24 protein-coding genes are annotated in these 24,442 nt (G+C 59.3%); 9 read left to right on the top strand and 15 right to left on the bottom strand.

Features of this window, described 5'->3' with window-relative positions:
* Positions 1-10: 10 nt before the first annotated feature.
* The 6 genes from C1N62_RS20505 to C1N62_RS20480 form a co-directional block, all read right to left on the bottom strand.
* On the bottom strand, positions 11-3,136 hold the full coding sequence (locus C1N62_RS20505; protein WP_137765580.1) for a T6SS effector BTH_I2691 family protein: 3,126 nt from the start codon (positions 3,134-3,136) through the stop codon (positions 11-13).
* Positions 3,137-3,991 carry a hypothetical protein gene (locus C1N62_RS20500; protein WP_137765579.1) on the bottom strand — a complete coding sequence of 285 codons (855 nt, stop codon included), beginning with the start codon at positions 3,989-3,991 and terminating at the stop codon, positions 3,137-3,139.
* 8 nt (positions 3,992-3,999) lie between these two features.
* Positions 4,000-6,333 carry a type VI secretion system Vgr family protein gene (locus C1N62_RS20495; protein WP_137765578.1) on the bottom strand — a complete coding sequence of 778 codons (2,334 nt, stop codon included), beginning with the start codon at positions 6,331-6,333 and terminating at the stop codon, positions 4,000-4,002.
* A gap of 312 nt (positions 6,334-6,645) precedes the next feature.
* Positions 6,646-8,136: a sugar porter family MFS transporter gene (locus C1N62_RS20490; RefSeq protein ID WP_137765577.1), complete on the bottom strand. Its 1,491-nt coding sequence runs from the start codon at positions 8,134-8,136 to the stop codon at positions 6,646-6,648.
* A gap of 168 nt (positions 8,137-8,304) precedes the next feature.
* Complete coding sequence (locus tag C1N62_RS20485) at positions 8,305-8,853, bottom strand: DUF4865 family protein (protein ID WP_137765576.1); 549 nt, start codon at positions 8,851-8,853, stop codon at positions 8,305-8,307.
* Positions 8,853-9,242: a tautomerase family protein gene (locus C1N62_RS20480; RefSeq protein WP_137765575.1), complete on the bottom strand. Its 390-nt coding sequence runs from the start codon at positions 9,240-9,242 to the stop codon at positions 8,853-8,855. Before C1N62_RS20480 ends, C1N62_RS20485 begins: the two co-directional genes overlap by 1 nt.
* A gap of 101 nt (positions 9,243-9,343) precedes the next feature.
* On the opposite strand from C1N62_RS20480, the gene C1N62_RS20475 reads away from it, so the two are divergent.
* Positions 9,344-10,243 carry a LysR substrate-binding domain-containing protein gene (locus C1N62_RS20475; RefSeq protein ID WP_137765574.1) on the top strand — a complete coding sequence of 300 codons (900 nt, stop codon included), beginning with the start codon at positions 9,344-9,346 and terminating at the stop codon, positions 10,241-10,243.
* A gap of 118 nt (positions 10,244-10,361) precedes the next feature.
* Positions 10,362-10,484: a hypothetical protein gene (locus C1N62_RS23515; protein ID WP_255508622.1), complete on the top strand. Its 123-nt coding sequence runs from the start codon at positions 10,362-10,364 to the stop codon at positions 10,482-10,484.
* Here C1N62_RS23515 and C1N62_RS20470 read toward each other — a convergent pair.
* On the bottom strand, positions 10,481-11,023 hold the full coding sequence (locus tag C1N62_RS20470; RefSeq protein WP_137765676.1) for an antibiotic biosynthesis monooxygenase: 543 nt from the start codon (positions 11,021-11,023) through the stop codon (positions 10,481-10,483). The genes C1N62_RS23515 and C1N62_RS20470 overlap by 4 nt on opposite strands.
* 174 nt (positions 11,024-11,197) lie before the next feature.
* A complete protein-coding gene (locus C1N62_RS20465) occupies positions 11,198-11,473 on the bottom strand; it encodes a YjcB family protein (RefSeq protein WP_137765573.1) in 276 nt (91 codons plus the stop codon).
* Positions 11,474-11,783: 310 nt separating this feature from the next.
* On the opposite strand from C1N62_RS20465, the gene C1N62_RS20460 reads away from it, so the two are divergent.
* The gene (locus tag C1N62_RS20460; protein ID WP_137765572.1) at positions 11,784-12,386 is read left to right on the top strand and encodes an alpha/beta hydrolase; all 603 of its coding nucleotides are present in this window, start codon (positions 11,784-11,786) and stop codon (positions 12,384-12,386) included.
* 39 nt (positions 12,387-12,425) lie between these two features.
* Here C1N62_RS20460 and C1N62_RS20455 read toward each other — a convergent pair whose 3' ends face one another.
* Both C1N62_RS20455 and C1N62_RS20450 read right to left on the bottom strand, forming a co-directional pair.
* Positions 12,426-12,797 carry a DUF86 domain-containing protein gene (locus C1N62_RS20455; protein WP_137765571.1) on the bottom strand — a complete coding sequence of 124 codons (372 nt, stop codon included), beginning with the start codon at positions 12,795-12,797 and terminating at the stop codon, positions 12,426-12,428.
* Positions 12,794-13,084: a nucleotidyltransferase family protein gene (locus tag C1N62_RS20450; RefSeq protein ID WP_137765570.1), complete on the bottom strand. Its 291-nt coding sequence runs from the start codon at positions 13,082-13,084 to the stop codon at positions 12,794-12,796. The genes C1N62_RS20455 and C1N62_RS20450 overlap by 4 nt, the downstream gene beginning before the upstream one ends.
* 488 nt (positions 13,085-13,572) lie before the next feature.
* On the opposite strand from C1N62_RS20450, the gene C1N62_RS20445 reads away from it, so the two are divergent.
* Positions 13,573-14,634, top strand: a complete 1,062-nt coding sequence (locus C1N62_RS20445; protein ID WP_137765569.1) for a cell division protein ZapB — start codon at positions 13,573-13,575, stop codon at positions 14,632-14,634.
* A 248-nt stretch (positions 14,635-14,882) separates the two neighbouring features.
* On the top strand, positions 14,883-15,731 hold the full coding sequence (locus C1N62_RS20440) for an SDR family oxidoreductase (protein ID WP_206057801.1): 849 nt from the start codon (positions 14,883-14,885) through the stop codon (positions 15,729-15,731).
* 14 nt (positions 15,732-15,745) lie between these two features.
* Here the strand turns inward: C1N62_RS20440 and C1N62_RS20435 are convergent, their stop codons facing one another.
* Both C1N62_RS20435 and C1N62_RS20430 read right to left on the bottom strand, forming a co-directional pair.
* A complete protein-coding gene (locus C1N62_RS20435; RefSeq protein ID WP_137765567.1) occupies positions 15,746-16,600 on the bottom strand; it encodes an OBAP family protein in 855 nt (284 codons plus the stop codon).
* A 120-nt stretch (positions 16,601-16,720) separates the two neighbouring features.
* Positions 16,721-16,888 carry a general stress protein gene (locus tag C1N62_RS20430; protein ID WP_137765566.1) on the bottom strand — a complete coding sequence of 56 codons (168 nt, stop codon included), beginning with the start codon at positions 16,886-16,888 and terminating at the stop codon, positions 16,721-16,723.
* A gap of 424 nt (positions 16,889-17,312) precedes the next feature.
* Here C1N62_RS20430 and C1N62_RS20425 point away from each other — a divergent pair, with 424 nt between their 5' ends.
* Positions 17,313-17,510 (top strand): BTB/POZ domain-containing protein, encoded by a 198-nt coding sequence (locus C1N62_RS20425; protein ID WP_137765565.1) that lies wholly within the window; start codon positions 17,313-17,315, stop codon positions 17,508-17,510.
* On the opposite strand, the gene C1N62_RS20420 is transcribed toward C1N62_RS20425, so the two are convergent.
* The 3 genes from C1N62_RS20420 to C1N62_RS20410 form a co-directional block, all read right to left on the bottom strand.
* The gene (locus tag C1N62_RS20420; protein ID WP_137765564.1) at positions 17,511-18,386 is read right to left on the bottom strand and encodes a PhzF family phenazine biosynthesis protein; all 876 of its coding nucleotides are present in this window, start codon (positions 18,384-18,386) and stop codon (positions 17,511-17,513) included.
* A gap of 66 nt (positions 18,387-18,452) precedes the next feature.
* The gene (locus C1N62_RS20415) at positions 18,453-20,831 is read right to left on the bottom strand and encodes a phosphoketolase (protein ID WP_137765563.1); all 2,379 of its coding nucleotides are present in this window, start codon (positions 20,829-20,831) and stop codon (positions 18,453-18,455) included.
* Between the two features lie 79 nt (positions 20,832-20,910).
* Positions 20,911-21,648, bottom strand: coding sequence for an SDR family oxidoreductase (locus C1N62_RS20410; protein WP_137765562.1), 738 nt, complete (start codon positions 21,646-21,648; stop codon positions 20,911-20,913).
* Between the two features lie 162 nt (positions 21,649-21,810).
* Between C1N62_RS20410 and C1N62_RS20405 the strand changes: the two genes are divergently transcribed.
* The 3 genes from C1N62_RS20405 to msrA all read left to right on the top strand — a co-directional run bounded on the left by C1N62_RS20405 (position 21,811) and on the right by msrA (position 24,422).
* Positions 21,811-22,137, top strand: coding sequence for a helix-turn-helix domain-containing protein (locus C1N62_RS20405; protein ID WP_137765561.1), 327 nt, complete (start codon positions 21,811-21,813; stop codon positions 22,135-22,137).
* 42 nt (positions 22,138-22,179) lie between these two features.
* The gene (locus C1N62_RS20400; protein ID WP_137765560.1) at positions 22,180-23,748 is read left to right on the top strand and encodes a GGDEF domain-containing protein; all 1,569 of its coding nucleotides are present in this window, start codon (positions 22,180-22,182) and stop codon (positions 23,746-23,748) included.
* 131 nt (positions 23,749-23,879) lie between these two features.
* Positions 23,880-24,422 carry a peptide-methionine (S)-S-oxide reductase MsrA gene (gene msrA, locus C1N62_RS20395; RefSeq protein ID WP_137765559.1) on the top strand — a complete coding sequence of 181 codons (543 nt, stop codon included), beginning with the start codon at positions 23,880-23,882 and terminating at the stop codon, positions 24,420-24,422.
* Positions 24,423-24,442 lie beyond the last annotated feature (20 nt).

Below are 24,442 nucleotides of genomic sequence, written 5' to 3'. Positions count from 1 at the left end.
CAGTTGCTCCTTAATCTTCTGCCTTAACTTGCAAGCCCATTACCCATGCCTGATTGGCTGCATCTGGCCAGTAGCTAACACCCAGCACCGCCTGCGGATAGAAGGTGCTGTCTGCCCAGGCTTCGCCTTCAATAACCAGATCGTTGCCCTGCCAACGCTCGGTTACTGTGCCGAGATCCGGCCGACGGCGGCGTGGTTGCCAAGGGGAGGGGACTAATGGTTCCAGCCGCGCGTTGGTGGAGCGTGGCGTGTTGTGGGTCGTGGCGAGCAGGATCTCTGTGCCGCCGGTTGCGTTCGGCAGCGTCAGGCTATAGCTCCAGGCTGAGTGGTCTTTGTCGCAGCCCGGCAGCACGATGCGCATCTTGATCAGATCCTGGCGATCGAGCAGTTCAACGAGTTTGTCGCTGTAGCCCACCTCGGCCGTCAAACCATTGTTGATGGCGTTGTAAGCCTGCAAGGCAGCATTGAGGTTGGCGTCATTTAGCGTTGGGATAGTGCTAAGTCGCCACGGCGCATCTTTACTGCGTGGTTTGCCAAAGCAGCAGCGGCGTAACCAGATCTCAAAGGGGGTACTGATGGCGTTCTCAGCCTGAATGGCCAGCGCGGCACCGGTTAAGATTAATAGTCCAGCTAAACCGGCAGGGCCTAATAGGGCAAAATTGGCTGCATATGAAGCAATAATTGCCGTTATGCCCCCGGAACCCATTATTAATCCACTGCCAAAATACCAGATGCCTGATTTGATATTTTTATTTTGAAACTTATCCCAGCCTTGTATCAGCATCCCCACCCCATCAATAATCGCTGATAACCCCCCTAACGCTCCCCCCAGCCTGATTAGCCAATGGGTTTTATTGACCCAGGGTTTGGCCATAGCCAGGGTACGCAAAAAGCCGGCGCCCTCGACGGCGGCGCTGACCACCATGGTGACATTGGAGAGCAGCGCCAGCCGGGCTTTGCTGTCATTGCCAATGGCTTGCTCCAGCGCCTGATGGTTGGCTTCCAGCGCGCCAATTTGCAGCAGTAGCATCCAACTCGACAGCCCCATCCCCACGCTGTTGCCGCTCACTATTCGGCGCATCATCTGCGCCTGGCTGCGCAATAGAGATGTCGTTTGCGATTGGGAGAGCGTCAGGGTGCCTTGATCGACCCCGTCAGCCAGCGACAGGGCAGAGATGCGCAGTTCGGAGAAGTGCCGGAGCTGGCCTGCCTCGGTCAGCGGGCTGGAGGAGACCGCCTCCAGACTGGTGCCGGCTTGGTGCAGCGCGGTGTGGAGTTTATCGGGTGCCATGTCGCTGACCAGCGTGACCTGGATGCGTCGCGCCAGCACCTCTTGATCCGTGACCCGCAGCAGCCCGCCAGTGGTGACGGTACGGGTAATGGTCGTCCCTTGCTGTACCGCGCCGCCAAATGGGATGGGCGTACTGGCCGCAGGCAGCACGGAAGCGGCCATGTCGATATAGAGCTGCTGAAACTCCCTAATGGACATCGTCAGGGTAAACAGCGTGACCTGCTGGCCCGTGAGCAGGTAGGCCATGCCTTGCATCACCCGCGTATAGGCCTCTTTTGCGGTCTGGCTCAGTTTGGTGGTCAGGCGGCTATAGGCACCGCTGAGCGCCAAAGCACGCTGCATCAGGGCTTTTTGTACCCGTTTTGACTTCAGGAGGTTGCCCAGCTCATCCGATCCCAGCAGTACCTTAAGGTTGCTGTATCCTTGGATGCCGTTGTAGACCGCTTCTAACATCGAATGCTGATTGCCCAGCAACCCCCGGAAGCCAGCGCTGTCGGGCGTCTCAAACCAAATACGCCACGCCTCTTCGGTATGGGGGTCGGTGCAACTGCCCTGCACACATGCCATCAGGGTGCCCAGTTGGGCCACCCAGCCAGTGAGGCTGGTCTCTGGTGCGTAGTCGTGGATGATGATCGCCTCCCACTCCCGCGCCTGATACCATGCCGATAAACTGCCACCCGTCGCCGTTAGCCGCCGCTGGTAACGTGCCAGCGTCTGCTGATACTTCTGGTCAAAGGTGGCGCGCGCCACTTCGTCATAGCAGGTCTGTAGCCGCGCCAGCTCGGCAGCATAGCTCTCCTGCGCAATCTGTTCGGCGGGCACCACGGTGACCTGGGCCGCTGGGTAACCACTGGCTGGTCGCTCATAACGCGGCTGGCTGCGGGCGGTGGTCTCCTGTTTTATCCTGGCCAGCGTCTGGGCGATCGCCTCAGAGATCAGGTGCTGGTGGCGGATCTCCGGGGCCTCGTTCCACTGCTGGCGCGCCTCCACCACGCGCAGGCGATCCTCATTCAACTCTTCCACCACGCCCACGGGATCATTGAGCGCCAGCGCCGTGATTGCACAGCCGTGTTGTAGCGTCATCTGAGCGACATGCTCTGCCAGTGCCTGCGCGCGGCTCAGCCGGGGATAGAAGCCATGCATACCGCCGGGCGGCGGGAGCGGCGAGTTCTGTTCGTGGCTGCCAGAGGGATCATTCAAGACCGGGACGGGGTCAAGCCACTCATCAGTGGCAAACTCCGCGACCTGAGCCTTCAGGAGAGAGAGGCTGCTGTCCAGCACGCGCGCCTCGGGAATGAGGCTGGGCGACCGTTTCAGGGTGGAAAGGTTGATTTTGGTGAAACGGGCGCTGGGCCGTACGCCAGAAGCGTACTCCTCCAGCACCTGCTGGCTCCAGGGATCGCTGCTGAAGGCGATCCATGCCTCACTATATTGGCTGTCATCAATGTTGATGAAACTGGCCAATATGTCATGCCCATAGGTGAGGCAGGCGCGGCTCAGCGGCTCCACCGTATCGCTTTCAGGCATCGTAAAAGGGTTGAACTGGCGCAAATAGCCTTCTGCCGTGACCTCATAAGCCTGCCAGATACCCTGATCCAGCAGCACATAGAGATAGCCTTCACGCAGGGTACGCAGCGCATATTTAAACTCCCCACCCGTCAGCGTGACAGGCTGGGGCGGCACCGTGGGCTGCCACGCCCTGCTGACCATCCGCGCCGGGACGGCGGCCACCCGCAGCGGCAGGATAGGCAAGCCGCTGCGCTGGCAGGCTTTGCAGCCGGAAGGCAGTGCCGCTGCCTGCTGTGCAAGGGGCAGATAGTGGGCAACGTGTTGTTGGATATTCATCTATTTCTCCTGCGAAAGGGCGTCAAGCACCGGTTGTATCCTGTGGGCCGGGTGGCGCTTCACCTGTTGCACTAGCTGGACAAGGGCCGGCGAGGTGCGGTAATCGTCCTCACTGTGCAAGGCAATCAGGGCGAGCGTAAAACGGTCATGCGGGTGATTGACCCGATCACTGGCCCATACCCATATCTCTGCCGCACGGCGGGCGGCGTCATCGGGCAGGGGCGAGGGGGAAGCGGCACGTTGCCAGGCAAAGAGCAGCGCCTGTACCTGCGCCATGTCTGACTGGATGCGTACCATGCCGCTATCCATTGCCCACTCGTGGCCTTCGGCACTGCCCTGAAGGTGATGCAGCTTTCCGCTGGCGGAGGGATACCACCAGTGCGTGATCGGCCAGAGGGTTTCGGCCAGCCCATAGGTGTGGTGCAGCAGCTCAAGGCGCAAAGGCTCATAGAAGGGCAACACCTTGTGGTCGCCGAGTGCGAGGCCCAACTGGCGGCTGCGCGTCACCAACAGGGTGGCAATCTTATCCGGCGAGTGTGGGCTGGCCAGCCAGCCACACAGGTAGCGCCGTTCATGCGCGGCCTCCAACCCGACACGCGTCATTGAGGCGTTGAACTGTGCCTGCGGGAGGGGTTCGCCCGGCGCGGCCAGTTGCACCAACACCGGACAGTGGGAAGGGGAGTGGGCCAAATCAAGGCGCAACACCGGAGTGAGGGCTTCCTGCCCAAGCGCGGCTTCCAGCTCGCGGAGGTGCAGTGGGCTGTCAGGTGAGACCTGCCGTAACGGATCAAGCAGAAGGTAGCGGTAACTCTCGTTGTCATGCAGTGGGAGCAGTGACGCAGCGATCTCTTTCATGGCGACTCCTATTTCTGCTGTTCGGCACAGGTTGCCTCAGGGGGAAGTTCAGGCAGCGGCGGCGTGTAATTTTCAGGTTTCATCCGCTTGTGACTGGCGGCTTTCATCGCCAGTTGCCCAGTGGTCTTCAACGTGATGCCTGAGCTATCCAGTACAATGGCGCTGCCGTGGCAGGCCAACGTGAGCCTTTTTGCCGCTGTCAGGCAGATCTCATCTTCCTGGCTGGTGATGTGCATCTCCTTGAGAGAGGTGAGGGCCATACCATCCCCCTGGGCCTGAATCTCCACTTTGCCCCTATTGGCGAAGATTTTGATGCCAAGGGATTTGGCAAACAGACTGATCATCTCGCCTGCGGCCACGGTGAATTTTTTGAAGACGCTGACATTGCTGTTGCCGGCTGCCGTCTGGATGAGGTGTTGGCCGCTACTGATCTGGATACTTTGGGGGGAAACCTGCGCAATGCCCGCCGGCGCGCTCATTAACAAAACCGGCTGTTGCAACTCGTTGAGGGCGTTTTCCAACAGGGATTTTTGTGCCTGTATCTGCGCCAGTTCGGCTTTGGCGGTTTTGACTGCCTCGTTCAACGACTCTGCCAGTCCGGCGGCCTGCTGGAGCGTGGCGAGGGCCGCCTGCATCTCCCGCTGTTTGCCCCGCGCCTGCAGCTGCGCATCGGCGCTGATGAACAGCCCGCGGCCAGCGCGGATGACGCCATAGCTGTCGCTGCGCAGTTCGATGCCCTCGCCGCGCGGCTGCTTCTGCTCATCCACCAGATAGCCCAGATTGAGCTGGCTCCTGCCGCCATACTCTGTGGAGAGCGTGATGTGCTCCTGCCCGCGCGAGTCATCCAGCCGCAGCAGGTTCTGGGCCGGGGTGCGCAGTATGTTGCATTTGTAGTTCTGGATGGTGACCGGGTCCGGGTGCGCCGAGTCGTGCAGCACCCCGGCGATGTAGGGGCGGTCGGGGTTGCCGTCCTCAAAGGCGATGGCGACCTCGGTCCCGGCCAGCAGTGGCAGGTGCAGGCCCCAGCCGTCGCCGGCGTAGGGGCGCGCCTGACGTACCCACAGGCTCTCCTGACCCGCTGGCCACGACTGGCGGTCAAACAGCAGGTTGACGCGGTAGCGCCCGTACCGGTCGATGTGGGCATAGGGGTCGTTGTGCCGGGTGCTGGTGACGCGGGCGGGCAGCGTGCCGGCCATCACCCGCCGGGGCGGCAGCGGCGGGCGGAAACCACAGGCACCGACCGCCGGCAGGGCGGTCAGCCGCACCACATAACTGCTGTCGCGCCGGGCATGGCTGAGCAGGCCGGTCACCAGCACGCCCTCACGGAACGCTGCCGCGTCCGGCCCGCCGCCGGTGACCTGCAGCCGCTCGCCGGGGGAGAGCGCCGCACAGTTGGTGGTGGCTGTGAGCTGGGTCTGGCGGTTCAGGTAGCGCTCGTGGTGCAGGCGGGCATAGAACGCACCACTCTCCGGTGCCGGGTGGCGCCCCTGAGGCGCGCCGGCCGTCAGATAGCCCTCCGCATAGTGGCAGGCTTCGCCGTAGGTGGTGGGGTCACCGCCGGTAGCGTCCACCTGCACGGCCAGCGCCTGCGTGGCCTCACGGTAGTTATAGTCGTCGGTGGTCACCGACTTCTCCACCACCTGATGGTGATGGGCCATCGCCCATACCGACTCCACCCCCCGGTCATGCATGCCCGAGGGCGGCACCGCCGCCAGCACCCGGCCCGGCAGGGTGTTTAGCGGGCCATCAAAGAACTCCACCACGTCAATGTTCAGCCGGGTGTCCACCGCCAGACGAAAACCGATGCCCACCCCGGCCAGCAGCCGACGGATGAACGCCAGGTCATCCTCGTCGTACTGCATCACCTGCTCCCGGCGCGGATAATCCTGCGTCAGGGTAAAGAGGAAATCCTGCCCGCGCATCCCATGGCGGCTGCGCAGGATATGCTCGACTATCTGCGGCACCGACATGTCCTGATAGATGGCGTTCTGGCGGCTGCGTGACAGCAGGGCCAGTCGCGGTTGCAGCGTCAAGGCGTAGTGCCCCTCGTCAGGCGAGACGGAGAGCTGGCTGAAGGCGGTCACCACGCCCTGCACTACCCGCACCGGTTGCTGCACCCGCTCGCCGCCGGGCTTCGTCACCGGCGTATGCAGGGTCAGCGAGGCCGGGCGCATCAGCATCGCCTGCGCGGTGAGTGCCTTCTCAGGGCTGGTGAATTCAATGGCGTAGTGGAAGGGCCGGCTGAGCGCCTCCTTGCCCTCAAAGCTCAGGACATCCAGCACGGCGGTGCAGTCACGCACAGCCAGCCGGTGGTGGCTGTGGTTATACATCTGGCGGCTCATGATTCATGCTCCTTATGAAGGGCGGCCGGGCAGGCTCCGTCCCGGCCAGAACAGGGGGCCATATTGTGGGCAGGCAAAGGCCGCAGGCACGCTGCGCAAAATCAATAAAGCTTATATTTCAACGGGTCGGCACAGGATTTTGGGCGTCATGCCGTAAAGGAGGGGCGTGGCAAAGGCGCGAGCAACAGAGGCAGGCCGCGGGTTGTAGGGGGAAAGAATATTTAATGCTTATAAATAAGCGGCGATGTATCAGGCTGGGACAGAGAGGAGAGGTAAACAAAAAGCCCCCGGAACGGGGGCTTGGGGAGGGGCTTATACCACGGGGGTGTTTGGGGTATCGTCGAACTGTTTCTTGAACTGCTTCTCCAGTTGCTCCAGCGATTTGCCGCGTGTCTCGGGGGCGCAGAGCACCACGAAGATGGCACCGGCGATACCGACGGCGGCGAAGATGAAGAAGCTCATCGACAGGCCGACCGCGTCCAGCAGCAGCGGGAAGGAAAGGGTAATGGTGAAGTTGGTCATCTGCATCATAAAGACCGAGATGCCGGTGGCGCGGCCACGGATGCGCATCGGGAACAGCTCCGACAGCAGCAGCCAGGTCACCGGTGACAGCGCGCCCTGCTGGAAGCAGAGGAACAGCAACATCCCACCCAGAATCATCCAGCTACGCACCAGATTCGGCGCGCCATCGACGCTCTCCGGCAGGAAGTAGCAGAGGCAGCCGATAATAATCAGCATCGCAGTACAGCCCATCTGGCCCACCATCAGCAGCGGACGACGGCCGAAACGGCTCAGCATCATGATGCCGACAAAGGTCATCAGCACGGAGACCACGCCGTTACAGATGGTCGCGATCAGGGCGGCATTGGTGCCCATACCGGTGGATTGCAGCATGGTCGGGGCATAGAACATGATGGTGTTGATGCCGGAAAGCTGCTGGATCATGGCGATGCCGATACCCAGCGCCACCAGACGCTTCATCCAGGTGGAGATGGTCTTGTTGCGGCGCGAGTGGCGCTCATCTTTCGGGGCAACCGCCTTGCGGATGTCTGCCAGCTCACGCTCTACATAACGTGAGTTGCGGGTACGCTCCAGCACGTCGCGCGCCTCGCGGAAACGGCCATGCATCACGTACCAGCGCGGCGTATCCGGCAGGAACAGCATCCCTACCCACATGATCAGCGCTGGCACACAGGCGATCCCCAGCATCCAGCGCCAGGTGGTCTCGCCGCCCCACACTTCGTTGATCGCCGCGTTGCTGGTGTAGGCCACCAGCTGGCCGGAAACGATCATCAGCTCCTGGAGGGTCACAAACTGCCAACGGCGGTTAGAGGGAACGATCTCCGCGATGTAAACCGGCACAATGGCCGCCGCGCCGCCTACCCCAAGGCCGAGGATGAAGCGGAAGAAGATCATCATGTGGGCGTTCGGTGCCATCGCGCAGCCGAGCGAACCAAACATAAAGATGATGGCCAGTACCAGAATCACCTTTTTGCGGCCAAGGCGGTCAGCAAACCGGCCCGCAGTCATGGCACCAAAGGCGGAGCCGAGGATCAGCGAACTGGTGACCAGCCCAGTGGTCAGCGGCGTCAGGTGCAGGTCGGTCTTCATAAACAACAGGGCGCCAGCAATTACCCCGGTGTCATACCCAAAAAGCAGGCCACCCAAGGTGGCGATCACGGCAATCACCTTGACCAGCGGTTCGACGGGCGTTTTCGCCGTACGTGGCGCGCCTGCTTGCTCATTAATCGTGCTATTCGTCACACGTCTCTCCCTGTAATTATTGTCTTTTAGCAGTGCCATTGCGTGTTAAACGCATGCCTTATCAATGAAGCAACACAGAATCAAGCTTAAGCACAGATGTGACGGATCGCTAATTTTTACAAATTAACGGCATAAAAAATCATCAGCAGTCACAATTTTCCAACGAATAATTACAGGGTGGAACAGTTCTTTCCCAGAGAGAACGCACTATCCATAAGTGGAAGGATTTTCTGTAGTGCAACCAAATGAAAGATAGCCGATGCGATAGCGCTGCTCCGCCTCCACCGGCTGGGCAATCTCTTCTGACGAAAAGGTCATGTGCAGATGTTGCCAGCAGGCCGGGTTCCAGGCCGCCAACTGATGGCTGGCCGGGGCGGGCAGGCATACGCCGGGCAGATCGCTGTGTGGCGGAATCGACGTGATTCGGCGACTGGCCCATCGGCATTGGCGCAGCAACTGGAGGTCTGGCATATGCAGCAGCGGCCAGAGATCGATTGCTGGCCAGCCAAAGGCAGCCGTCAGCGCCGCGAAACCGGGGCTGCACAGGAAACGCTGCATCGCGGCACTGTCCTGCCACAGGTAGAAAGGCGCATAGCGGTTCTCCGCGCCCTGCTCGCCGCGCAGGGCATAGAGGTAGGCTTTGAAAACCAGCCCCGGAAAGCCATCCAGCTTATGGCCGTTCTCTTCAATTCGGCGGATGACAATGCCCATGTCGTAATCGGCTGGCAGGGTAAAGCTGTATTGCATGGCGATCATCACACGTCCTCCGGGTTATACATCTGCCCATGACTGAAACTCCACTCTTCGGCCTGATTGCAGGTGATGATGACCATCACGTCCTGCGGTGTAATGCCCAGCTCACGGTGCAACGCCTGCGCCAGATGGTGGTAAAACGCCTGTTTCTGTTGGCGACTGCGGGAACGACCGGCGGTGATGGTGAACAAAATGAACTGCTCGCTGCGTGGGCCGCCCAGATAGTCACGGTCAGCAATCAGGCGGCCGGGCGGGCAACACTCAATCATCTGGAAGCAATCACCGGGTGGAACAGAAAATCTCTCCACCAGTTGCTGCTGGAGCAGGGTGGACAACCGTTGTAGCCACGCCTCGGTACGGCCTTCGCGTAGCATGATGCGGGTAAAGGGCATAATGACTCTCCTGTCTGGATGGTCAGGAGAGGATATGCCGCTGGCACTGTCCTGAATATCGCATAATATGGGAGAGACAATCCCGAAAAACAGGATGGATGATGGAGAAGCGTCCCTGGTGTTTTGACCTTGATGCGTTGCAGAGTTTTGTTACCGGCATTGAGCTGGGCAGCTTTGCCCGTGCGGCCGATCGGCTGGGGCGCTCGACGTCTGCGGTCAGTGCGCAGCTGAAAAAATTGGAGCAGCAGTGCGGCGTGCCGCTGGTGGAGCGAGCGGGACGCCATTTGGTGCCCAGCCGGCAGGGCGAGGTACTGCTCGGCTATGCGCGTCGGCTGCTGGCGCTGAACAGTGAGGCGGCGATGGCGGTCGGCGGCAGCGCCCTCAGTGGGCCATTGCGCATGGGCCTGCAGGAGGATTTCGGCGAGCGCCTGTTGCCCGCCGTGCTGGGGGCATTCTCCCGGGCGCACCCCGAGGTGCAGATGAGCGCGCGCATCGGCCGCAACGCGGAGCTGTTGCAGGGCATTTTGCAGGATGATTTAGATCTGGCCCTGTGCTGGCAATCACCACAGCCTACGCCCTTTATGGCGCACCTTGGCGAATTGCCGCTCCACTGGATTGGCGCAAACGCAGGGGAGAGCCGCCGTTTCAGCGGGAGTGAACCGGTGCCGCTGGTGGTGTTTGAGTCGCCCTGCCTGATGCGCCGCTACGCCACCGACGCACTGGATCGCGCGGGCATTCCGTGGCGCATTGCATTGGAGAGCCGCAGCCTGCAAGGCATCTGGGCCGCGCTCGCTGCCGGGCTGGGGGTGACAGTACGAACCGGGGCGGGCCTGCCCGCCACTCTCTGCCGGCTGGCGGCACCGTCCTTGCCGGCGCTACCGTCAGTTGGCGTGACATTACACCAAAATCGGGCCACCCTTTCGCCGGCCGCAGAGAGCCTGAAAGCGCGTTTATGCCATGAGCTGACCCTGGCACTGGCGGCAGTTCATCCCGGCCCGTAACAAATTTTTTGCTTTCATTTGGGTAAAATGCGTTATCTCATCTATAGTTATGCGCGGCCTCGTCAATGAGGCATTGTCTTAAAACACTGACGATTTTTCGCGTTGAAGGATACACGGAATGTTTTACCGCATTGTCACGCTCATGATCGCTTTTTCATTTTTTCTGTGGATTCTTTTTGTGTCGCATCCTTCACAGCTGGGCGTGCTGTCGCAACTCGGCATCAGGCTGTTTGGCAGCTAACGCCTGAGCCAGCCGGCCAGCGCGCGGGTCAGCCACGGCATCCAGAAGAAGACCACCAGCCCGACCACCGTGGCGTCATTCAGCAAATGGCCCGCCAGCGTGCCGGTCAACGCTGGTGCCACCTGGTGCCAGAACATCGGTACCAGATTGGTGGAGGGGAAGATTACCGCCAGCGTCAGCAGATATTGTTTCCAGCGCGCTGGTCGGCGTACCCCATGCTGGGGCGGGGTGAACCAGAATTGGCTACCCGCGCGCACCTCGATCTGGTCGCCCTGCGCCAGCAGGGGCGAGATTTCGGCCAGTAGCCCTTTGCGCTCCTCAGAGGCCGTCCAGCGCGTCAGTTGTTCCAACGTATCAAAACGGATCAAGACGGTGTAAGTCTCCCCCTCCTCACCCGGCCGCAACACATTGACACCACGATGGCCGTCAAAGCTCTCCGCCACCGGCATGATGCGCGCTAGCCAGCGCTCATAGGCCGCCTGCTGGCCCGGCAGCAGCGTATGGGTAATGACCAGCGTAACAGGTTCACTCTTCACCATCGTGTTTTCCCCTTTTCCATGATCGACCATCGAAGACGGCATGCCTGACACCATCCTATGCGAGCCGAGAAAAAACGCGTAACGAGTAATTTTTAATGAATGGTTAAAATTATTTGGTGGAGAGGAGGGGCAGAGAAGAGAACGCCGCAGGCCAGAAGCGCTGCGGCGTGGGGATTAAGGCATTGGCCAGTTTTGCGGGGCCTGGCTCATGATTTCGACAAACAGATCCTTGGCATGGGCGCCATAGAGCGCCATATCCGCCGAGGTGATCCCCAGCAAGCCCATTACAAACCAGCAAGAGACGGCAATGCCGACGCTGCTGGAGAGGAGAGCCAGGCCGTGGCGGCTGGCCCTACGCAGGCTGATGTTGAGGGTGCTGGCAAAAAACATGATAACGGCGCTGAGAATTTCCCAGCGCGCCAGAACGACGCCGGTGGCGAGTGCACTCATGATGGTAGTCCTTGCAAAAACCGCGCTAGCCGTGTGCCGGCGTTATTAAGGTCGTCCGTTGCACAGCATGTAGCGCTTAAGTCAAATTACAGATAAGTGTGACAGCGGTCACATTGTAGCACACTGTTTAACCAGTGGATAAAAAATAAACTCTCCCAAAATCAACCAATAACCCTTGTTGTTATTAATAACGTTGAATCATCACATTTTTTGTTTAAATCATTTTCCTCGGTGATATTTTTATATGGAACAATAAACAGCCTGATAACCTGCTGGCAGGTGCCAGCCTAAAAAGAGAGAAGGAGCTGAAATGTCCCATTCACTGGTGATCTTTTTACACGGCGTTGGCAGCCGGGGCAGCGATTTGGCAATCCTGGCCTCATTCTGGCAGCGCATTCTGCCAGCCGCCCGCTTCGCCCTGCCGGACGCGCCTTTTCCTTTTGACGGCGGCGGCAACGGCTTCCAATGGTTCAGTATTAACGGCGTGACGCCCGAAAATCGTCCCGCCCGGCTGGCGGCGGCACGTGAGAGCTTTGATGCCGCTCTGTCCGCCATCGTCAGCCAGCATGGTTTTACCGATCGGCTGGATCGCGTGGCGCTGGTGGGGTTCTCACAGGGATCGATCATGGCGCTGGATGCGGTAGCCAGCGGTCGCTGGCCGGTTGCGGCGGTGGTGGCCTTCTCTGGCCGGCTGGCGTCACCGCCGCCCTTCACGCCGACCGATAGCCCGCTACTGTTGATTCACGGTACGGCGGATGCGGTCATTCCCTGGCAGGAGAGCGAACGCGCCAGCGAGGCGCTGAAGGCGGCAGGTATGGCGGTGCAAACCCACTTCCTGCCGGGTGTGGGCCATACCATCGATGAAGAGGGCGCAGCCCGCGCCGGGAAGTTCCTGGCGGAGGTGTTGGGTTAGGGTAGGGGGCCGGCCATTAACCGGGCTTATCGCGAGGCGTTAACTATCGTGGTTGCCAGTTTCTGCATCTGGCCTTATGTCATGAAGCTGGCTAAGCAGGTCTGGCAGGGCTGTCTGTACCGTGTCCCAAACCATGTCGAGATTGATGTCAAAATAGCCATGGGCAATGCGGTTGCGCATGCCACGCATATTACGCCAGGGCACGTGCGAATGGCGTTGGACAAAGGGCATGAAGCCGTCCATTACTTTGGTAGCGGCTTCACCAATAATGATCAGGCTCATTATGACCGCCTGCTGCGTGCGCTTATCTTCCAAAAAAGCGTCTTTGGTCATTCCCGTGATAAAATTACAGGCATCATTGGCTGCCTGTTCCATATGATCCAAATAATCAGGGAGGCGATGTTCATTCATACTGGACGTGCTTCCGCAAGAACCTGAGCACGGAAAGCCATTGGCAGATCAGCGGGTGTCAGTAAGTCGACATGAATGCCCAGCAATACTTCCAATTCATCTTGCAGGCCACCCAGATCAAACAGCGTCGCACCGGGCAATGTATCCACTAATAAATCAAGATCGCTGCCATCAGCATCTGTGCCATGTAGCACTGAGCCGAATATGCGTGGATTTGTTGCACGAAAACGGTGAGTTGCTTCACGCACCGCACTGCGTTTCAGATTAAGTACCGTTGAAGGACGCATGAGGCCTCCTTTATGGGCCGGAATATAGTGAAATAGTATGCAACGTTAAGGGGGGTTTCAAGATCCATTCCCCTAATAGTCAATTGTTGTGCTCCCCCTCCCAATGAGTAAACCCAGTGCAATGTCCCTGGACCCACCGCCGCCCCATCTACCCGCTTACGCTGGTGGGCACCAGCGGGTATAGCCAGTGGAAAATCATTCTGGTTCGCCGCTTGCCAGCATATTCTGGCCCATTGGCAGAAAATGGGCTGATTTATCTCACTGGCCTTTTTTAGTTTTCTCAACGAGGGAATGTGATGGCGGTCGGGAGCGAGGCGGCTATAGTCGTTTTAGTGACCCATCAATCCGGCTTAAGTGTCTGGATAATGTCTTTTAAGGAGGGCGTGTGTGTCCGTTAAACAGGGTAAACCATTGGGTTCGGCAAGAGGAGTTAATTTCTTTTTAACAGCGCCGGCCTCTTTATGGAATCAAACGAGAGGTGACAGGAAATGAAATTTAGAAGTAAACATATTTATTACGAATATATCGATTATTTACTGCGCATTGGCTATATCACGGAAGAGACGGCGCTGGAGTTGGTGCCGTTGATTAACAGTGACAAGATGGAGCTGGTCGATAATATGCTGGGGGATATTGAGGGTGGTTTTCATGGCCGCCAGAAAGATTACCTCCGCAGCACCTTCTATAAGGATCTGGAAAATGGTGAGCTGAGCAACCACGGTGGCGAGGGTGGCCAGTCCTACCTTTATGATCTGCTGTTACGTCAGCACAGCACTGAAAATCTCTCGCTCAACCAGACCGTCGAAACCCTGAAGACCAAACTCGGCCAGCGTGATGTTGAGCTGCAACAGAGCGTTGACCGCGAACTGCTGATGGAGAAGGCCGCTGCCCGCTTCAAAACCATGCAGGCGGAGAACGAGCGCCTCAGTCAGGAGAACTCGGCCCTGAAGAAAGAGAATAAAGAGCTGAAAGAGTTCTCCCAGCAGAAACGCATCGACGGGAAGATCCCTGGCTATGTGAAAGAGGTGAGTGCCAAGCTGGATCTGGATGACAAGGGGTTTTCGCAGCTGGCGACCCGTTGGTCGATCATTGGCTTTGTGGCGGCCTTTTTGGCAGTTATCGCCGCCTTCTTCACCTTTGCTGAAGGCTCGGTGTTATTGGCGAATGCGCAGGTCTATGACGAGATCGCACTGCTCTATGTCTTCTTCCGCGGCGTGCTCGGCGTCGGTCTGCTCTCCTGGCTGGCGAACGTCTGCTTCAGCACCTCGCGTAACTACACCCATGAGTCGATCCGGCGTAAGGATCGCCAGCACGCTCTCAACTTTGGCCGGCTGTTCTTGCAGATTTACGGGGCCAGCGCAGAGAAAGAGGAGATGCTGAATGTCTTCAAAGACTGGAACATGGCCGGCGACTCCTCCTTCTCCAAAGACGCGGCGGCCCCGCCCAGCGTGCTGGAGATGCTGGAGAGCCTCAACAAACTGAAAACGGGCCTGCTCAGCAAAGGCAAGAGTGTGGTGCCGCCAACGGGCGGCGATACGCCACCGCGTTGATGTTCCTATTTCCCCATCGCATTTCCCCGGTTTCCGGAATTGATTGCGTGGGCTGCCTCAGGCAGCCCTTTTTTTGTTCTGGAGAATTTTCAGGCCCGCCTTGCGCTTGCCCTCTCCCCGTATAGACTTTCAGTGGCGCGCCAGCCAATGGGCGTGTCGCTATTTTCCATCCTTTGGGTAAGCCCGGCGCGGCAATAATGCCACACCGCCAACGGGCGATATTTCTCCTTAAACGTGAGGGCAGTCTGATGAATAACGCAGGCGATGAAAAAACAGGGGCGGGACAGGCCGCAGGTGAAGAGAATAACATTCCAGAGCCAGTCTATATCGACCCGGAATATAAAGCGGCAGGAAAATTAAAGGGCAAGGTGGCGATGATTACCGGTGGCGACAGCGGCATTGGCCGGGCCGTCGCGATTGCGTTTGCCAAAGAGGGGGCTGACCTGGCGCTGCTCTACCTGAAACATGGTGATGATGCGGAAGCGACCCGCCAGGAAACGGAGAAGTGGGGTGCCAAAACCGTGCTGATTGCCGGTGATATTGGTGATGAGGCGTTCTGCCATCAGGCAGTGGCGCAGGTGCATGAGGCGTTCGGCCAGATTGATATCGTGGTGAACAATGCTGGCGAGCAGCACCCGCAGAAGGATTTTGATGACATTACCGCCGAGCAGTTGCAGCAGACCTTCCGCACCAACTTCTTCGGCATGTTCTACCTGACGCAGGCGGCGGTGCGGAAGATGAAAGAGGGCGCGGTGGTGATCAACACCTCGTCACTGACCGCCTACCACGGCAACGCTGAGCTGATTGACTACTCGGCCACCAAAGGGGCCATCACCGTATTTACCCGCTCACTGGCGCTAAACCTGGCACCCCGCGGCATCCGCGTCAATGGCGTCGCGCCCGGCCCAATCTGGACACCGCTGATCACCGGCTCCTTCGCCGGCGAGGATGTCGAGAAGTTTGGTACGGACTTGCCGTTCGGTGCAGGGCAACCGGCCGATCTGGCGCCCGCCTATGTCTATCTGGCAAGTGACGACTCACGTTACGTCTCCGGCCAGATGCTGCATGTGAATGGCGGGGCCATCGTCAACGGCTAACGCGACGGGAAGCCTCAGGGCTTCCCGCTGTTCTCCGTGGCCTGTGGCGGCACCTGTGTTTCGGCATGGCCGGTGAAACCGGTGGCGCCATGCTGGTGCTCGCCGCCACCTTCGACCCGCTGGAGCTGGATCACCTTGCCATGCTGCCAGGCATCGGCCAGTTTATCCGGCTCAGGTGCCTCCAGCGAAGCGCGATCCTGCTGGCGCTCCTTGGAGTCAATGCCAAAGCGCTGGTCACGATCCTTCAACAATTTCTGGTCAAGTTGCCCCTCGCCGGTAAAGCCCATCATCAGCGCCGGAATGCCATAGGGCAGTTCTTTGTCGCGGTCAGTGTGCCAGGTGTGCCAGGTCTTGCCGTAAGTGGTGACAATCTTGGACATCAACGCTTTCTCCGCCACCTCTGGCAGGCCGGGCGCAATCAGGCTGCCAGACTTCACCTCATAGCGATGGCTGTGCCACAGCACTTTCTCCTCCGGCGGCAGCTTCTCATAGAGGCGGGCGCTGATGATGTACTCCACCCCCATCAGCTTGGCGTCTTTGCCGTTGCCGTCATAAATCACTGCCTGCATCACATCATCATTGAGAATGGTGACGTAGTGGTGCGCCTCCATCTGGCCATTTTTATCGCCGTTATAGAAGTGGAAGCCATCCAGATAGGCGCTAATGGCGTCAATCGGCGCGCGATCCTGCAACACATTGGCACCGGTCTCCAGCACCTTGTCTTTGGTGGTCTTTTCGGCACCGGGGGCCTGGATCTGGGTGGGGCCACTCTCTTCGGCATAGGCTGGTGCACTACCGGCCAGCACGGCGCAGAGCAGTGCCAGACAACGGAGAGGAGAAAAACGGGGGGTGTGGACAGAGGGTGTCATAAATGCCTTCCTTCGCATAATGCCGTGTGCGGGTCATGCCGCACGCAATAAAAAGCCGACCGAAGCAAAATGCCTCAGCCGGCTTGCCAGTGAGGTGGTGCCGCAGTATAGGGGCATGGTCTAGTCAGCCTGATTGCGGTGCAGGCCACCTTTTCGTCCAGCTTCGGACGCACGGGCCGGGTCATTTTTAAAATTCCCGCCGCTGCGCTGTCCACCCTTTCTACCTGCTTCTGATGCTTTCTCTCTGTTTTCCGCAAAGTTTCCCGAACCTCCACGATGCTCGGCCATGACACCTCCTATCAGTGAGTGAGAACCAGGGAGCGGGCGAGTGGATGCTGTCATGGATACAGCAGAACCCAACAATATGCCCACCCCTTGAGCTTAGCCAATCACTTAATATTCACAAGCGGAGCGGTATGAAAAAAGCGCAGCTATTTTTTCTTACCGGGAGGGATGAATAATATTTTTTATCAAGGAGGGTATCGGTTCAAGGGGTTAGCGACAGGCAGGTTGTACCGGATTATTTCTCTGTACAACTCTGGTGATAAGAAAAATAACAGGACAATGAAAGGTCTGGTGCATTCAGAATCCTCTTAATAGTTATTTCCACTCAACCGTCCTGTACCAGTGACTATTATGAATAAATTGGCGCGCCCGCTTTCATGAACTATATATAGAGAGGATTAAATAATAACGTGAGCAGGAGCAGATGATGTTTAAGGCCCTAATCGGCATTTTCAACAGTCCAGACAGCTTTCTTACGATGATCTCCGGCCGCAATTTGGATGAGGATCTGGATGACAAGGGGCGCATTTTCATTGATGAGAATGGCACCGCCTTTGTTAATCCGCATAACGAGGAGGTGCAGCAGGATTTTGCGCGCCACATTGAAGTGATGCGCAAGATCTGACTACAGAGATAGCTGGCCGTCAATCAGGGTGTGGCACTGCCCACCCACCCAAGCGGCACCGTCGCGGAAGGTGATCTCAACTCGCCCATCCCGCTGTTTGCAGGTGCCCTGCCGCACCCGGTAACCGTGACGCAGTGCCTCATCCAAAGCGAAATCGTGGTGTTTTAGCCACTGCGCCAGACAGGCATTCGCGCTGCCGGTTACCGGATCTTCCACTAACGCACCCTGTTCAATGACCAGCGCCCGCAGCTCAACGTGGGCAGGCTGGTCATTTGGGTGGCGGCCAAAGAGCGTCACGCCGCTGGCCCCGCTCTGAGCGAGCACGTCCGCCAACGCCGAAGGATCAGCGTTCACGGCCAGGCAGGCTTCGGCGTTCGCCATATTGACCAGCAGCCATTTGATGCCCATCTCTACCACCTGTGGCGCGATGGTGGCCATCTGCCCACCGGGCAGGGCCGCGGCCAGTGCTGGCTTGATCTCCTCCGGTAGGTCACGGAACTGCGCTTCCGGCGAACGGAAGGCCAGCTGGTTGCCCTTGACCTCAATCTCCACCAACCCCACGCCGCACTCCTGCACCACCCGGCCATTTTTCGGCGCGATCACCCTTGCTTCGAGCAGCGCAAAGGCGGTGCCAAGGGTAGGGTGGCCAGCAAAGGGAAATTCGGTGTCGGGAGTAAAGATACGCACCCGGTAGTCTGCCGCCGCATCCGTCGGCGGCAGGACAAAGGTGGTCTCTGACAGGTTCGTCCAGCGGGCGATGGCGCGCATCTGCCCATCACTCAGCCCCTCCGCATCCATGATAACCGCCAGCGGATTGCCGCTCAGCGGCGCGGAGCCAAATACATCAACCTGTTTAAAACGCCGTGGGATTGCCATGCCTGATCCTTCCGATAGTGGAAAATCAACACATTAGCCTGTTTCTCCCCCCACGGCCAGCGCGGATCAGGTCACCTTGCGCCACTTCCACGCCTGCACGTCCGGCAGGTCAACGCCATGCTCGCGCACATAGTGGTAGTGCTCCTCCAGCTTGTCATTGAACAGTTTCAGCGCCTCGCCAGCCTGTGCCTCCAGCCCCGGCACCCGCTCAATGGCGGCAATCGCCAGGTGGTAGCGATCCATCTGGTTCAGCACCGTCATATCAAAGGGCGTGGTGGTGGTGCCCTCCTCCATAAAGCCGTGGACGTGGAACTGGTCATGGTTGGCGTGTTTATAGATCAGACGGTGAATCATATAGGGATAGCCGTGGTAGGCGAAAATCACCGGCTTATCGCGGGTAAAGAGATCCGCGAAGAAGGCGTCGCTGTGGCCATGAGGGTGCTGATCCTCCGATTGCAGCGCTAGCAGATCCACCACGTTTACCACCCGGATGCGCAGTTCGGGCAGGTGGGTGCGCAGCAGATCCACCGCTGCCAGCGTCTCCATGGTTGGTACGTCGCCGGCGCAGGCCATCACCACATCGGGTTCATCCCCCTGTTCCGAGCCAGCCCACTCCCAAATGCCCATGCCAGCCTCACAGTGGGCAATCGCCTCCTCCATGCTCAGCCACTGCGGCTCTGGCTGTTTGCCAGCGATGATCACATTGATGCGGTCGTAGGTCTTCAGGCAGTGGTCACCGACCCACAGCAGGGTATTGGCATCAGGCGGCAGGTAGACGCGCACCACGTCTGCCTTTTTGTTCGCTACCACATCGACAAAGCCGGGATCCTGATGGCTGTAGCCATTGTGATCCTGCCGCCAGACGTGGGAGGAGAGCAGATAGTTCAGCGAGGAGACCGGCTGACGCCACGGCAGGGTGCGCGCCACCTTCAGCCACTTGGCGTGCTGGTTGAACATGGAGTCAACGATGTGGATAAAGGCCTCATAGCAGGAGAACAGCCCGTGGCGGCCGGTCAGCAGGTAGCCCTCCAGCCAACCCTGACAGAGATGCTCGCTCAGCACCTCCATCACCCGGCCATCATTGGCGAGCTGCTCGTCGTAGGATTTGATCTCCTCCATCCACACCCGATTGGTCGCCTCGAATACGCTGCCCAACCGGTTGGAGGCGGTCTCATCCGGGCCGAAGAGGCGAAAATGTTTCTCCTCTTCATTCAGCCGGAAAACATCGCGCAGGTAGTCGCCGTAGATGGCGGTGGATTGCGCTGCCGTCGCGCCGCGCTCGCCAATCTCCACCGCATAGTCGCGGATGTCTGGCGTCTTCAGCGCCTTGCGCAACAGGCCACCATTGGCGAATGGCGTCGCGCCCATCCGTTTTTCGCCTTGCGGCGCCAACTGGCGTAGCTCCTCCTTCAGCCGCCCCTGCTCATCAAACAGCTCCTCCGGGCGGTAACTGCGCAGCCACTGCTCCAAAATGCGGAGGTGGCCCTCATCATCACGGCAGTTCGCTACTGGCACCTGGTGGGCACGCCAGAACCCCTCGGTCTTTTTGCCATCCACCTCTTTCGGCCCTGTCCAGCCCTTAGGGCTGCGGAAGATCACCAGCGGCCAGTGCGGCACGCCCTGTTCCGAGGTGCCATTGCGCGCCTGCTGTTGAATGTCACGGATGCGCGCCATCGCCTGTTCCAGCACGGCGGCGGTTTGCTGGTGCATGTCGGCTGGCTCATGTCCCTCAATAAACAGCGGATGGTAGCCGTAGCCCTTGAACAGCTGCGCCAAATCTTCATCGGTGCAGCGCGCCAGCAGGGTCGGGTTGGCAATCTTGTAGCCGTTGAGGTGCAAAATCGGCAGCACCGCGCCATCACGGGCCGGGTTGATGAACTTATTGGAGTGCCAGCTGGCCGCCAGCGGGCCAGTCTCCGCCTCGCCATCACCAATTACGCAGGCAGCGATCAGATCCGGGTTATCGAACACCGCGCCATAGGCGTGTACCAGCGAGTAGCCCAGTTCGCCGCCCTCATGGATTGAGCCGGGCGTTTCCGGCGCAGCGTGGCTGGGAATGCCGCCGGGAAACGAAAACTGCTTGAACAGTTTGCGCATCCCGTCTGCATCCTCGGTGATCTCCGGGTAGATCTCGCTGTAGGTGCCCTCAAGATAGGTGTTCGCCACCATCCCCGGCCCGCCGTGGCCCGGCCCGCAGATGTAGAGCATATTCACATCCTGCTCGCGGATGATGCGGTTCAGGTGGGCATAGAGGAAGTTCAGGCCGGGCGTGGTGCCCCAGTGGCCCAGCAGGCGTGACTTGATGTGTTCGGCCGCAAGCGGCTGGCGCAGCAACGGGTTATCCATCAGATAGATCTGGCCAACGGAGAGGTAGTTGGCGGCGCGCCAGTAGCGATCGATCAGCGACAGGGTTTGCTCGTCCAGAACGGGCGAAGGGTGTTCCATGGCAAGGCTCCTCCAGGGTAGGCTTCAGGAAAGATTGCCCTAAGTCTAGTGAAGGAGCCGGTTTTATGCCTGCCGCGCCTCAGAGGTTGGCGACGCCACCATCCACCTGCACCTCCGTGCCGACCACAAAGGAGGACTCCTCTGATGCCAGAAAGAGCGCGGCATCGGCCACTTCACGTGATGTGCCGAGGCGGCCCAGCGGTACCAGCGCGTTGACCTGCTCAAAGAAGCCCGCATTCGCCTGCGCCAGGTTCTCCAACGCCGGGGTGTGGATCGGGCCGGGACTGAGGCCATTGCAGCGGATGCCACGCGCCAGTAGCTCACCAGACAGCGTGCGCGCCAATGAGAGCAGCCCGGATTTGCTGGCCGCGTAGGCACTGCTCTGCGGCAGGCCAATCCGGCTGCTGACGGAGCCGCACAGGATGATGGAGGAGGGGTTGGCCAGCAGCGGCAGCAGCGCCTGAATCAGGAAAAACGGCCCTTTCAGGTTGGTGTCCATCAGCCGGTCATAGTGGGCCTCATCCCACTCTTCAAGCGGCAGGTGCGTGACATCGCCGGCATTGACGAACAGGACATCCAATTGCGGCCATCGGGTGGCGAGCTGCGCTGCCAATGCCCGCTGCCCAGCGATGTCGCCAGCATCGTGCTCCAGAACCCAGGCTTCCGGCAATTGCCGCGCCGCCTCTGCCAGTTTCTCGGGCGAACGGCCTGTTACGGCCACCTGCGCCCCCTCCTGTAGAAAACGCCGGGCGGTCTCCAACCCAATGCCGCTGGTACCGCCGGTGATCAGTGCATATTTTCCTGTCAGACGTGCCATAACGCTTCTCCTCTTGGGTGGTTTAGCGGCATTATCGGAAGGACAGTAGGCTTTGGCTAGCAGGCACCTTTTGGATACCAATGGACAAACAGGAGCGTAATAGTGAGTTTACCGGCTTCAGCGCAGAAAAATAATTTTCACCCAGCGGGGCAAGCCTGCCCCATGCTGGATTTCGTCAACCTGATCGCTGGCAAATGGGCCATCCCCATCCTCTACCGGCTGATAGTGACTAATGCCCCGGTGCGCTTCAAAACGCTGCAACGTGCCGTCGCGCCCATTACCCAGAAAGAGCTGACGCGCCAGTTGCGCCAGTTTGAGCAGCGTGGGCTAGTGACCCGCACTATCTATGCCGAGGTGCCGCCGCGCGTGGAGTACCAGATCACGCCGCTGGGGCAGAGTTTGCAGCCTGCGCTCGATTCGCTGGCGGAGTGGATATGCGCGCACCGCGACCAGCTGGCCTACTCGCCGCCCACCGCAGAAAATGATTAGCTATGCTTTACTAAACGTTTTATACGGGGATGCCATCACCCTATGAGCTCAATCAACGACGCCCCACCCTCTGTTTTTCGCTCATCCTTGGGACGCTCCATCATTGTGTTTTTGGCGATCATGAGCGTCGCGGTGATCGCGATTAATGGCTGGACGCTCTGTGACTCCTACAATCGCACCCTGCGCGCTACCCACGATCAGGCCAAAAATCTCTCCCTCTCGCTGGCACGTCAGGCAGAGGATACCTTTTTGCAGGTGGAGATTACGCTGAGTGACATTGCCCGCGAGATCAGCGATCACGGCGTTGACGGGCAGAACATGGAGAGCCTGAGCAGCCTGCTGCGTGGCCGGCGGGCCGTGCTGCCGCAGTTGCAGGGGCTGTTCGTTTATGACGCCGAGGGCAACTGGTTGGCCACCTCCAACACCTACACCCCAGCACTGGCGAACAATGCCGATCGCGAGTACTTCATCTGGCACCGCACCCACAGTGACAATGAGATCCACCTCGGCAAGGTGATTCGCAGCCGCTCCAGCGGCAATCTGGTCATCCCGGTCTCCATGCGGCTCACCAATCCTGATGGGCGTTTTAGCGGCGTGGTGCTGGCGACCGTCAGCGTGGACTACTTCCGCCAGCACTACAGCTACTATGTGATGAGCGAACGCAGCCTGCTGGGGCTATTTCTGGCGGATGGCACCATCCTTTACGTGCGTCCTTTCCCTGATTCGGTGATCAACACCAGTCTGTCCAACAGCCCGCTCTTCACCCGCATCTTAAGAACCTCTGACAGCGGCAGTGAGACCTGGCGCTCAGCGATGGACAATGAGGTGCGCATCTTTGGCTATGCACGGCTGAAACGCTACCCGCTGATTGTCGCGGCCGGTTACGACAAGTCTGACATTCAGGCCCAGTGGCGCAGCGATAACCTGCTGGACGTGATCCTGAGCACCCTGTTGCTGCTGGCGCTGTTTGTGCTCGGGTTCTTTGTGATGCGGCAGGTGCGGGTCAGTATGCGCAACCATCTGGAGATGACCCAACTGCGGGACAACCTGACCACCATCAACCACACCTTGCAGGCATTGGCGCTGGTGGATGGGCTGACCGGGCTGGCAAACCGTCGCCAGTTCGACATTTTCTTGGAGCAGAGTCTGCAACGTTCGGCCCGCACGCGGGAGCCGGTTTCACTGATCATGATGGATATTGATTTCTTCAAGCGCTACAACGACGCCTACGGCCACGTTGCCGGGGATGAGTGCCTGAAGAAGGTGGGTGAGGCGCTGCTGTCACTCTCCCATCGCCAATCCGATCTGGTGGCGCGCTACGGCGGTGAGGAATTCGCGATGGTGCTGCCCTACACCAGCAAGGCCGACGCCGCCCGGCTGGCGCAGCGGGCGGTAGACACCGTTCGGGCAATGGGCCTGCGCCATCAGGATACCGAGATCGCAGAGCAGGTCGTGACGATCAGCGCTGGCAGCTACACCTGCATCGCCAGCGCCTCCAGCCCCGACGCCCGCGCGTTCAAGGAGTCCGCCGATCAAGCGCTCTATCAAGCCAAACGCGACGGCCGCAACCGCGTCATCTGCCGCGAGGGGGGATATGGCGGGCGAGGGTGAAGCTTATTAGACCTTCGTGCCCTTTGCAGGTTGGGGGCTGGCGCTCTGTGCCATAAACGGCCACTATTAATGGTTAAGAAAATCGTTGTGCCGCCTATGGGCGGAGTGATGAACCAAGCCGAGGAGACCTTATGGCAATTGAATACGCAACACTGGGTGGTGGCTGCTTCTGGTGTACTGAGGCAGTCTTCAAAGATGTGATTGGCGTGGTGTCCGTGGAGAGTGGGTATACCGGCGGGCAGGTGGAGAATCCAACCTATCGCCAGGTCTGCTCCGGTGAGACCGGCCATGCAGAAGCGATTCGCATCGGTTTCGACCCAGAGCAGGTCAGCTATGGCGATATCCTCGACATCAGCTTTGCCACCCATGATCCTACCCAGCTCAACCGGCAGGGCAATGATATCGGTACCCAGTACCGCTCCGTGATCTTCCCGGCGACGCCAGAGCAGGAGCAGGAGGCACGCGCCGCCATCCAGCGCGCGCAGGCCAACCATGAGCAACCGGTGGTGACCACCATCGAGCCGCCTGCCACCTGGTATCCGGCAGAGGCGTACCATCAGGATTACTGGGACGGCGAGGGCCGCCAGAACCTCTACTGCATGGCAGTGATCCCGCCGAAGCTGCAAAAGCTGCGCAAAAGCTTCGCCAACCGCACCAAGTCGCTCCAGCAGTAATCTCGCACGCGTAAAAAAGG

It is taken from the genome of Nissabacter sp. SGAir0207 (genome assembly GCF_005491205.1).
Classification (GTDB): Bacteria; Pseudomonadota; Gammaproteobacteria; order Enterobacterales; family Enterobacteriaceae; genus Chimaeribacter.
Note: the sequence above shows the minus strand (reverse complement) of the source record. Positions and strands in the feature narration are given on the sequence as shown.